This is a genomic window from Amycolatopsis jejuensis, assembly GCF_000717335.1.
Lineage (GTDB): Bacteria > Actinomycetota > Actinomycetes > Mycobacteriales > Pseudonocardiaceae > Amycolatopsis > Amycolatopsis jejuensis.
The window spans coordinates 276,719-287,129 of sequence record NZ_JNYZ01000010.1 but is presented as its reverse complement, the minus strand read 5'-3'; the positions used below and the strand labels follow the sequence as shown (position 1 = coordinate 287,129).

At 68.5% G+C, this 10,411-nt stretch carries 10 protein-coding genes; 6 read left to right on the top strand and 4 right to left on the bottom strand.

The features are described 5' to 3' along the window. Positions 1-2: 2 nt before the first annotated feature. From OO71_RS52180 to OO71_RS14985, 4 genes are all read left to right on the top strand, one after another. Positions 3-2,162, top strand: coding sequence for a DUF6519 domain-containing protein (locus OO71_RS52180; RefSeq protein WP_051791560.1), 2,160 nt, complete (start codon positions 3-5; stop codon positions 2,160-2,162). Then, positions 2,149-3,072, top strand: a complete 924-nt coding sequence (locus OO71_RS14995) for a glycoside hydrolase domain-containing protein (RefSeq protein ID WP_033290344.1) — start codon at positions 2,149-2,151, stop codon at positions 3,070-3,072. The genes OO71_RS52180 and OO71_RS14995 overlap by 14 nt, the downstream gene beginning before the upstream one ends. A gap of 143 nt (positions 3,073-3,215) precedes the next feature. Continuing rightward, a complete protein-coding gene (locus OO71_RS14990; RefSeq protein WP_033290343.1) occupies positions 3,216-3,746 on the top strand; it encodes a hypothetical protein in 531 nt (176 codons plus the stop codon). Positions 3,747-3,962: 216 nt separating this feature from the next. Next, positions 3,963-4,865, top strand: a complete 903-nt coding sequence (locus OO71_RS14985; RefSeq protein WP_033290342.1) for a hypothetical protein — start codon at positions 3,963-3,965, stop codon at positions 4,863-4,865. A 50-nt stretch (positions 4,866-4,915) separates the two neighbouring features. Here the strand turns inward: OO71_RS14985 and OO71_RS14980 are convergent, their stop codons facing one another. Beyond that, the gene (locus OO71_RS14980) at positions 4,916-5,716 is read right to left on the bottom strand and encodes a dioxygenase family protein (protein WP_033290341.1); all 801 of its coding nucleotides are present in this window, start codon (positions 5,714-5,716) and stop codon (positions 4,916-4,918) included. 42 nt (positions 5,717-5,758) lie between these two features. Next, on the bottom strand, positions 5,759-6,688 hold the full coding sequence (locus tag OO71_RS14975; RefSeq protein ID WP_033290340.1) for a helix-turn-helix transcriptional regulator: 930 nt from the start codon (positions 6,686-6,688) through the stop codon (positions 5,759-5,761). A 160-nt stretch (positions 6,689-6,848) separates the two neighbouring features. On the opposite strand from OO71_RS14975, the gene OO71_RS14970 reads away from it, so the two are divergent. Both OO71_RS14970 and OO71_RS14965 read left to right on the top strand, forming a co-directional pair. Then, the gene (locus tag OO71_RS14970; RefSeq protein WP_162186072.1) at positions 6,849-7,517 is read left to right on the top strand and encodes a helix-turn-helix domain-containing protein; all 669 of its coding nucleotides are present in this window, start codon (positions 6,849-6,851) and stop codon (positions 7,515-7,517) included. A 48-nt stretch (positions 7,518-7,565) separates the two neighbouring features. Continuing rightward, positions 7,566-8,321 carry an SDR family NAD(P)-dependent oxidoreductase gene (locus tag OO71_RS14965; RefSeq protein ID WP_033290338.1) on the top strand — a complete coding sequence of 252 codons (756 nt, stop codon included), beginning with the start codon at positions 7,566-7,568 and terminating at the stop codon, positions 8,319-8,321. Positions 8,322-8,534: 213 nt separating this feature from the next. Here the strand turns inward: OO71_RS14965 and OO71_RS52940 are convergent, their stop codons facing one another. Beyond that, positions 8,535-8,663, bottom strand: a complete 129-nt coding sequence (locus OO71_RS52940; protein WP_281178419.1) for a hypothetical protein — start codon at positions 8,661-8,663, stop codon at positions 8,535-8,537. Positions 8,664-8,947: 284 nt separating this feature from the next. Then, positions 8,948-10,372 (bottom strand): type I glutamate--ammonia ligase, encoded by a 1,425-nt coding sequence (gene glnA / locus OO71_RS14960; protein WP_033290337.1) that lies wholly within the window; start codon positions 10,370-10,372, stop codon positions 8,948-8,950. Positions 10,373-10,411 lie beyond the last annotated feature (39 nt).

Genomic DNA, 10,411 nt, shown 5'->3' with positions numbered 1-10,411 from the left:
TGATGCAAGCCGACTTCTCGCGTCGTACTTTCGATCCGCTGAAGCATTTCTCGGCCGTGCTGTCGCAGCAGGGCCGGGTGCAGCTCGACGCCGATGCGAACGAGCAGGCCGCAATTCTGTTGCACCACCTGCGAACCACGGTGGCCGACCTGCTCGGCGCCGCCGCCGCACCGGCCGGGGCGAGCGGATTCCGCATTCAGCCGGTGAAAGACAGCCGGACGGCGAAACTGCTCGACCTGAGAATCTCCCGCGGCCGGTTGTACGTCGACGGTATTCTGGTGGAAAACGATCAGTTCCCCCCGGCGACGTACTGGAACCAGCCCGACGGATACCTCGACCCGGAGAAGGACTCGCTTCCGGCAACCGGGCCGTTCGTGGTGTACCTGCGGGTGTGGGAACGGCTGGTCACCGCACTGCAGGACCCGGCGATCCGCGAGGTCGCGCTCGGCGATCCCGGCCCGGACACCGCGGCGCGCGCGAAAGTCGTCTGGCAGGTGGCGTGGTGCACCGGGCAGAGCGCCGACGATTTCGCCGTGTTCCGCGATTCACTGAACCCATCACCCGGCTTGCTCGCCGCGCAGGCAAAACGTCCGGACGACGTGGCGGTCTGTCACCTCTCCCCGGAAGCGAGTTTCCGCGGCCCGGAAAACCAGCTCTATCGCGTCGAGATCCACACCGGCGGCCGGGCGTCGACCGAATCGGCACCCGGCGCGACGTTCAAATGGTCGCGGGAGAACGCTTCGGTGGTGTTCCCGGTCGTGTCGGCTTCCGGCGCGACAGTGACCGTCGCGACGCTGGGCCGGGACAGCAAACTGGACCTGGACGTCGGCGACTACGTCGAGCTTCTCGACGACGCCTGGTCCGCCCGCGTCGCCGACGACGTCCCGGGCGCGGTCCCGGCGCTGCGGAAGGTCGTGGCAATCGACCCGGCCGACCGCCTGATCACCCTGGACGCCGACGCCGACGCCGACCACTGCCACTCCGGCGCCCACCCCTTCCTGCGCCGGTGGGACCATCGCGCCACCAGCGCCGACGGTGCGGTCCCACTGGTGGAGGACACGTGGATCGACCTGGAGGACGGCGTCCAGGTCCGCTTCGAGGCCCCACCGAGGACGACCGCGACCGCTGCCCGCACGTCCGGCACCTACCGCCGCGGCGACTACTGGCAAATCCCGGCGCGCACGACAACGGGCGACGTCGAATGGCCCCGCGGCGAGAACGGCCCGTCGCTGGTCAAGCCACACGGGGTCGAGTACCACTACGCAATCCTGGGCATCGTCGCCGCGGACGGCACCGTGACCCACCCACCGGCAACATTCGAACCGCTGCCCGAGTTGTCCACCCCGCGGGGGACCGGGGAAAGCGCGCCGACCCCTGCCGACCCTGCTGCCCCCGTCAACCCCGCCAACCTCACCAACCCTGCCAACCTCACCAACCCCGCCGCCCCCGCGCCGCCGGAGAACCCGGGCGGCGTGGCGGACCCGGTACCAGGCACTGTTTCCGCCGTCGCACCGGCACCCACGGCGGATTCGGTGGTCTCACTACCGCCAGGCACCGGTTCGATCGAAACACCGGCACCCTCGACGGGGAATCCGCACGACGCCTCCGGTTCCGTTGCTACTTCAGCGCAGCCCGCCGGAGCTTCGGCCCACTCGATGGTCGTCGACGCCCCTCCGCAAGGAGCTCCCGTCACTGCACCGCTGCCATCCCCCGCCGAGCCCGCTCCGAGCCCAACCCCGCGCCCATCCCCCGCCGAGCCCGCTTCGAGCCCAATCCCGCGCCCGCCCGTCGCCGACACCACCGCCCAAGAACCCGTCCCCCAGCCACCAACCACCCCCACCCCCGAGCAACCCACCACCCCCGAGCAACCGACCGCACCCAAAACCCGCCTGGGCGACCAGCTCACCTCCTGGCTTCGCACCGTCGTCCCCGGACTGTGGTCCGCGCTCGTCGCCTGGCTCGTCTCCCTCGGGTTGCCCACCGCGGTGACCGGGGCGGTGTCCGGTCTCGGCAGCCTGGTCATCGTGCCCGTGGCGCTGGCCGTCCTCTATGCGCTGCTCCGCCGCGTCGAAGCCGGACTGCCGCCCTGGCTCACCCGGCTTCTCCTCGGCTCGAACCGGCCACCCAGCTACGCCGCGGGGGTCGAGCATGCGCTGGGCTGACTACTCCGCCGGACGGCCGGGTTCCTCCGCGCTGCGGTCGGCCGGGTTCGGCGGCGCGATCCGTTACGCCGGGCTCGGGCGCGGGCCCAAGCGGCTGACTGGGGGCGAGTACCGGGAGCTCGTCGACGGCGGGGTCACCGTCGCGCTGGTGATCGAGCAGGGGACCGACGACGCGTGGGGCAGTCCCGGCGACGACGACTTCGCCCGCGGCGTCGCGTTCGGGCAGGCCGGTCTCGCGGACGCGCGCGGGATGGGCATTCCCGACTCGGTCCTCATGGCCTGTGCCGCCGACCAGCACGCGGCTCCGCATCAGCTCGACGACGTCGTGCAGTTCGCCCGCGGGTTCACCAGCGTCGTCGGCCGCAACCGCGCCGGGTTCTACGGCTTCTCCGAGACGCTCCGCGCGGTGCACGACGCCGGCATCGTCTCCTGGTACTGGCGCTGCGGCTCGCAACCCACCGCCGCCGAGCGCACCTGGACCAACCTGTGGCAACGCAACGACGGCACGGTCAGCGTCGCCGGAATTCCCTGTGACATCAACGAGGAGTACCTCCCCTTACCCACCGGCGGCGCCGCGCCCGTCGCCGGCAGCACCGACGAGGAGACCCTGATGCTGATTCCCGCTGCCCCGGACGGCGACCACTTCTACATCCCGCTCGCCGGCCGCCCGCCGTACCTGTACCTGTTCGCCGGCTACGGCGACACGGTCGAGGTCAAGCAGATGGACTTCGTGCGACCGAGCAAGGAAGGCACCGAGGGCGACTTCGTCCCCGGCGCCCAGCTGCTGAACTTCACCTTCCTCTCCGACCGCCCCGGACCGCTCGACCTGCGCAACGCCGCCGCGGCGGGCGCGGTCGGCATCTCGATCTGGTACCGGGCGCGGCATTCGTTCACCGCGTACGTCGGCTGATCGCCGCGCGGTTGACCGGCCATCCGAAGTCCTGCCCTCGCGACCGCACCACCGGGTCGCCGAGGGCAAGACTTCGGCCGTAAGCAACGTCGGCCCGCGTTTCGCGTCCTTTCGAGCGGGGAACAAACGAGAGGGGTTTCGAAATGGGGTTCGCAGCGATGAAGCCGATGAAGCTGGCAATTATCGGTGGGGCGGTTGCCGCGATTGCGCTTCTTTCGGCTTGCAGTGCGAACAGCGTCGACGGAAATGCGGCGCCGAAAGCGCAGGAATCGGCGCAGGTGGGTCAGGGCGGAGCGGGCGGCGGTGGCCTCCGGGCCGGGCAGCCGAAGCTCCGGTTCCCGAACACCACGCCGGTGGTCTCGATGATCGGCTACGACGCCAAGCTCGGTATGGTCCAGTTCCGGGTGATGGACAAGCTGCCGACCGGCGGGTACGCCGAATCGGTGACCGACCAGAAGGTGCACCGGCTGCCGCTGGACAAGAACGCCACGGTGATCAGCTACGTCGGACTGTGCCCGGAAGGTTCGCCCAGCTTGGACGACTCGAACCACAGCCCGATGCGCTGCGGGGCGAAGGACCTGATCGCCGCGCTGAACCGGGGTGACACCACCAGCGCCGAGCTCAACGTCGATGGGGCCGACCGCATCACCCGGGTCACGGCGCTTTACTTCTGAGCCGGACACGACGCCGGTGTCCAGGGGAAACCCTGGGCACCGGCGTTGTGCTGTGCCGGGGGTTGCGAGGCCGTCGCAACCCGTGCCCTCGTGGGCAGGCCGGGCCGGATGCGAGGGCAATACCGGATCCGGACGCAATTTCCGGGCAACGCCATTCCGGCTGTCACGTCTTCAGTCACAGAGATTCACCAAAGACGGGGAATAAGGGGAGCCGAAATGGGATTCACCGCGAAGAAGTCGATGAAGCTGGTCATTGTCGGCGGCGCCGTTGCCGCGATCGCATTGCTTTCCGCGTGTAGCGGAAACAATGTCGCCGGACAGGGTTCTCCGGTGAAGGACGCGGCTGCCGTCAAGTCGGCCCCGAAGGCGAACCAGGGGGGCGCTGGGGGAGCGTCGGGCGGTGACCGGGCGGGGGACGTCAACTGCAGCAAGGGCCAGGCCGAGTACCAGACCGGCCGTCCCGGCGGACCGCTCGTGGACGTGATCACCATGGAGACCGCGGCCGGAAACCCCGGCTGCGTCGAAGCGTGGACCGTCTTCGACGAGTACTTCAAGAAGGCGCCGCAGGGCGAGGGCGACGTGCGCCGGGTCCGCAACATTTCCGGTCCGGGCCTCAAGTTCGTCTGGGACTGCGAGGAAGCCCCGGAGCCCCAGGGTTCCCGCGGGATCGTGCAGTGCAGTGACAAGACCGGCATGCGGATGCGGACCGCGCCGGGCGCCGACTCCGGCACGGTGCCCGAGAAGAAGCCTGCACCGCAGCGGAAGTTCCCGAACACCACGCAGACCGTCGCGTTCACCGGGTGGGACGCGAAGGAGTACATGGCGACGTTCAAACTGATGCAGTTCCAGCCGGGCGGCGCCAACAACGGCCACTGGGTCGAGGTCCCCGGTGACACCAAGACCTATCGGCTGCCGCTCGACGCGCACAGCGAGACCTACAGCGCGCTCGACCTGTGCTCGGGCGGCACCCCCACCGTCGACAGCAACGGCCGCGGCACGAAGTGGTGCGACCAGGACGACCTGGTGAAGGCGCTCAAGGGCGACCACCCGCCGCTCGCCGAGATCAAGGTCGACCGCGACGACCAGATCACCTCGGTCAAGGAGATCTACACCCCGTAAGTGATCCCGCGGGTGAGCCGGTGCCGTTCGGCACCGGCTCTTCTGCCGCGTCAGCCCACCTGCCACAACGCCGGCGCATTCGGCGGTTCCCAGCCGGGTTGGGCGGTGTGGCCCTGCAGGCACACGTAACCGATCCCGCGATACGTAACCCGTGCGCCTGCCGCATACGCCGTGCCTGCGGTCCATGTGGTCCCGCCCGGAGGAGGCGTGCTGGTCGGGGATTGCGGCACGTTCAGCACGAAGTCGAACGCGGCTTCCTTGCCACCGCTCGGAGCGTCGCGGACGGTCATCAGCAGCCGTGGGTCGAAGATCGTGTCGGTGTTGTTGCGGGGTTCGTTGGGGAAGTACAGCTGCGTCGTGAGGATCGGCCGTCCCGGCGCTTGCACTTTCACGTGAATGTGGCGCGTCCGGCCGGGGTAGAGACCGGGCACGATGGTGCTCAGGGTGAACTCGCCGAGGCTGTTCGTGTACTGGTGACCGCGGAACGTGAAGCCGACGTTGTCGTACGCGCCGTTCACGTCGGCCTGCCAGAAGTCCAGCAGCGCACGCGAAATCGGCTGGCAGGCAAGCCCGAACACGTACCCGGTCACGGTCAGCCGCGTGCCTTGCGTGCCCGGTTCGACGAGCACTGTCCGCTCGGGGGAATTCGGTTTGAAGTACGGACCTTCGGTCTGGTCGGGAGTCGGATCGTCGCCGTCGTGGCACGCCGGGGTCGGCTCGGCCACCTGCCCGCCGGCGAACGTCGTCCGCGCCAGCGCAGGCCCGCCGACGAGCGCGACGGGCGCCGCGACTCCCGCGGCAAATGCGGCGCGCAGCACCGTTTTGCGGCTGAGCATCCGGTTTTCGTCCATTTTCCGCTCCTTGTGGGGGGATTCCCCACGCTAGGGAAGCGGTCAGCCGCGGGCGATGGACGGAGGTCGGCAGTCGTGGTGAATCTCCGGGGCGGTGTCGCCCGTGCGGCGGAATCCCCCGGGGCTCAAGCCGGTCTCCCGGCGGAAGAACCGGCAGAAGTAGGCCGGATCCGCAAACCCGACGCGGCTGGCGATCTGCCGTACCGAAAGGTCGGTGCGCAGCAGAAACCGTTTCGCCTCACCGGTTCGCGCTTCCCGTACGAGCTCCGCGGCAGTCCGGCCGGTCGCCGCTTTCACCGCCTCGGTGAGATACCCCGGGGTGACGCCGAGCCGTTCCGCATGCGCGCGCACCGACCACAAGCCCAGCTCAGGTTGTTCGGCCAGCTCGGCGAACTCCGCCGCAACCGCCCGGGCGCGCGCCGGAGTCGCCGGGGTACCGGGAAGGCGCCCGGCGCGCACGATGAGCACGTGCAGCAACGCGCGCAACACCGACTCACTGTCCGCGCCACCACGCCGGAATTCCTCCTCTAGCTCGGCAATCAGCCGGGCAGTGCGGGAGCCTTCCGGCTCGTCGAGCGGCAGCCACGGCCGGTCCCGCAGCCGCCGCAGGGTCTCGCGATCGGCCGGATGGTCGAGCAGGAAATCGTCGGTGAACAGCACGAGCGACCCGGTGAGCCCGCGGGCCTCCCAGTGGTGCACCTGCCCAGGGGTGACCACGCCAAACTGTGGCGGCTGCAACGGCCAGCGCGTCAGGTCGACGACGTGCGCCCCGGACCCACCGGTGACCAGCACGATCTCGTGAAAGGTGTGCCGATGCGGAAACGCCGCCCGAGACAAGGGTCCGACCGCATCGAACGTCCCGACCGCGAACGGCATCGCCCCAGGCCCCGGTACCTCCAGCCGGTGCAACGGCAACTCACCCGCTCCGACGGGCGCACAGGCGGTTCCCGGTGCCACCGTGGTCCCGCGCATGAGCCGTCCCTTCCCCTGCTTCCGGGACGAAAAGTCTAGACCAATTCTGGTCATCCGGGTACTGCTCCGGCGGTATGCAAGGGCAGCGAAGCAGCGTTGTCGGCGGTCCGGGCGGCCGGAGGTGAGACGATCGATTCCGGTGATCGGAACGGAGCAGGCGATGGCAGGTGACGACGGACGTGGGGTGCTCGAAGGTGGTTTCCGCATCCTTCGCGCGCTGCCCGAGGCGGACGAGCGCCGCCAGATGTCGAGCCTGGCGGAACTGACCTCGATTCCCCGCTCGACGGTTCGCCGGCTACTGCACCAGCTCCGGCGAAGCAAAGCGGTCGACCTCCACCCCGACGGCCGGTGGACGGTGTCGCCCCACCTGCTCGACCTCGCAGGTCGCGCCCAGCCGCTCGCCGGGCAGCGCACCGGCGTCAGCAGGGTCCTCCAAGCCTTGCGGGACCAGACCGGCGCCACGGTCTCGTTGGTCGTTCCAGCGGAGGCCTCGCTCGTGGCGATCGAGATGGTCCCCGGCCGGGAGATCCTGCCCATCGACTCGTACCCGGGAATCGAGATGCCCGACCAGGCCGCCGCGTCACTGGTACTCGATCCGGCGCACGGGCAGCCGCATCGGCTTCGGCAGTTCGCCGCCGCCGTCGACGACCAGGACCTGATGGCGGGGCTCACCTGCTACGCGCGGCTGCTCACCCTGCCGCACGGGCAGCGGGCCGCGCTGCAGATCGCAACGTCGGCACGGACGCGAGCGGAGAACTTCGCCGGACCCGTCCAGCGTGCGGCCAACACCATCGAGGCACTCGCCTCTCGCGGGACCGGTGGCCACTGAGCGGCCGCCCGGTGGCGCGCGCGTCGGTCGCGTGGAAACGATGCACTGGTGAACGATTCGAAGATCGCCCTGATCACCGGGGCAAGCCGTGGCTTCGGCCGCAGCATGGCGACCCACCTGGCCAAGGCCGGGGTGTCGGTCATCGGCACGTACCACCGCAGCACCGAAGCGGCCGAGGAACTGGTGACCGAGGTCGAGGAAAACGGTGGGAGGATTGCGTTCCTCCAGTTCGACGCGGCGCGCACCGACCTGTTCGCGGCCTTCGCGGTACGCGTATCGGACGTGCTGTCCGGCTGGGGCGCGCAGCGTTTCGACTACCTGGTCAACAACGCAGGCATCGGATCCTTCGCCCCATTCGCCACGACGACCGAGGAGCAGTTCGACGAACTGGTGGCGGTGAACCTGAAAGCGCCGTACTTCCTCACCCAGCGCTTGCTGCCGCTACTGGCCGACGGCGGCCGCATCCTGAACCTGTCCACCGCGCTGACCAGAGGAGTCGTCGCCACGGGCTCGGCCTACGCGGCGACCAAGGGGGCGGTGGAGGTGCTGACGAGGTACCTGGCCGTCGAACTGGCCGACCGCGGAATCCGCGTGAACACCATCCAGGGAGGCGCAACAGACGGCGACTTCGGCGACGGCATCATGCGCACGGAACACGTCAAGGACCTGGCGGTGAAAGCCATCGCACTAGGCAGAATGGGCACCGCGGACGACCTCGGTGCGGCTGTACCGGCCCTGCTGTCCGCGGAATTCGGCTGGGCGACGGGCGGGGTGATCGAACTCAACGGGGGACAGAGTCTTTAGCCTTCTGTTCGCGCGTCGATCGTGATCCGCGATGCGTCATTGCATGTCATTTGACATCAATTAACGTCAAATCAGGTCAAACATGCCGGGCGAGTTGAGTGTGTAGGTACCCGCCCGGAGCTACAGTGATGCAGCCGAGTTTGAGTACAAACCTCGGAAGACCATCGCCGGAGCCGTTTCGAGTGCACCGCCCCGGCGACGAATCACCGCAGGTCAGCGCTGGTACCAGGTTGCGACGCCTAGCAGGACCAGCACGACCACGGTTACCGCGTGGTTCGCCGCCAGTGTCACCTTGCCGGTGATGCTGCCGGTGAACCGCTTATTCCGGCCCCGTCGAGACATGGGCCTTCACCTACCTCATCCCCTGAGGCACAGCGCGGGCAACGTACCCGGCAGCGTCGAGAGCCAGGGGCGCTTCCTCGACGGCCGTGCGAGGGAGCGACTGAGACGGCTTCGTCGCCAGAGTAGAAGGCTGGTTGAAGCCGTCGCCGTCGACACGCGTGCCCGTCGAATTTCATCCCCCAAACAAACCATGCGCGCTTCCGGCGAAACAACGCACCGGCGTTCGCACAAAAGGACGGCGGTCGAGGAATTCCCCCGACCGCCGTCCTTTGTCCCGACTCAGATCACACGTCGTAATAGAGCGAGAACTCGTACGGGTGCGGGCGAAGACGCAGCGGGTCGATCTCGTGTTCCCGCTTGTACTGCACCCAAGTCTCGATCACGTCGGGCGTGAACACCCCGCCCTCCAGCAGGAAGTCGTGGTCCTGCTCCAAAGTGTCCAGCACGGTACCCAGGTCGCCCGGGACGAGCTTGACGTTCTTCGCCTCCTCGGGCGGCAGCTCGTACAGGTCCTTGTCGATCGGCTCCGGCGGCTCGATCTTGTTCTTGATGCCGTCGAGGCCGGCCATCATCATCGCCGAGAACGCGAGGTACGGGTTGCCCGACGAGTCCGGGCAGCGGAACTCGGCGCGCTTGGCCTTCGCGTTGTTGCCGGTGATCGGGATGCGCACACACGCGGACCGGTTGCGCTGCGAGTACACCAGCGAAACCGGCGCCTCGAAGCCCGGCACCAGGCGGTGGTACGAGTTCACCGTCGGGTTCGTGAAGGCCAGCAGGCTCGGCGCGTGCTTGAGCAGGCCGCCGATGTAGTGCCGCGCCGTGTCGGACAGGCCCGCGTAGCCGGACTCGTCGTGGAACAGCGGCTGACCGTCCTTCCACAGCGACTGGTGGCAGTGCATGCCCGAGCCGTTGTCGCCGGCGAGCGGCTTCGGCATGAACGTCGCGGTCTTGCCCGCGGCGAACACGGTGTTCTTCACGATGTACTTGAACAGCTGCAGGTCGTCGGCAGCGTGCAGCAGTGTGTTGAACTTGTAGTTGATCTCGGTTTGCCCGGCGGTACCCACCTCGTGGTGCGCGCGCTCGATCTCGAAGCCCGAGTTCTGCAGCTCGCGCACGATGTCGTCACGCAGGTCGGCGAAGTGGTCGACCGGCGGGACCGGGAAGTAGCCGCCCTTGAACTTCGTCTTGTAGCCCTGGTTGCCGCCCGGCTCGTCGGCGCCGGTGTTCCACCAGCCCTCGACCGAGTCGATCTCGTGGAACGAAGCGTGCTCGGCGTCCTCGAACCGGACCGAGTCGAAGATGTAGAACTCCGCCTCCGGGCCGAAGAACACGTTGTCCGCGACGCCGTACTCCGCGATGTACTGCTCGGCCTTGCGCGCGATGTTGCGCGGGTCGCGGCTGTAGGCCTCGCGGGTGAAGGGGTCGTGCACGAAGAAGTTCAGCGAGAGCGTCTTCGTCTTGCGGAACGGGTCGATCCGGGCGGTCTCCGGGTCCGGCAGCAGCAGCATGTCGGACTCGTGGATCGACTGGAAGCCGCGCACCGAGGAGCCGTCGAAGGCCAGGCCCTCTTCGTAGGCCTCCAGGTCGAACGCCTTCGCGGGCACCGTGAAGTGCTGCATGACGCCCGGCAGGTCGCAGAACCTGACGTCGATGGACTCCACCTTCTCATCGGCGATGAGGCGCTGAATGTCGTCTGGAGTAGTGGGCACCCTCGGTGACTCCTTCTCGTTCGTTACCGGCGGCAGTAC

Bases quoted from the DNA above. Each gene is read 5' to 3' on its own strand.
- OO71_RS52180 (WP_051791560.1), top strand. From the start codon at position 3: ATGCAAGCCGACTTCTCGCGTCGTACTTTCGATCCGCTGAAGCATTTC.
- OO71_RS14995 (WP_033290344.1), top strand. From the start codon at position 2,149: ATGCGCTGGGCTGACTACTCCGCCGGACGGCCGGGTTCCTCCGCGCTG.
- OO71_RS14990 (WP_033290343.1), top strand. From the start codon at position 3,216: ATGGGGTTCGCAGCGATGAAGCCGATGAAGCTGGCAATTATCGGTGGG.
- OO71_RS14985 (WP_033290342.1), top strand. From the start codon at position 3,963: ATGGGATTCACCGCGAAGAAGTCGATGAAGCTGGTCATTGTCGGCGGC.
- OO71_RS14980 (WP_033290341.1), bottom strand. From the start codon at position 5,716: ATGGACGAAAACCGGATGCTCAGCCGCAAAACGGTGCTGCGCGCCGCA.
- OO71_RS14975 (WP_033290340.1), bottom strand. From the start codon at position 6,688: ATGCGCGGGACCACGGTGGCACCGGGAACCGCCTGTGCGCCCGTCGGA.
- OO71_RS14970 (WP_162186072.1), top strand. From the start codon at position 6,849: ATGGCAGGTGACGACGGACGTGGGGTGCTCGAAGGTGGTTTCCGCATC.
- OO71_RS52940 (WP_281178419.1), bottom strand. From the start codon at position 8,663: ATGTCTCGACGGGGCCGGAATAAGCGGTTCACCGGCAGCATCACCGGC.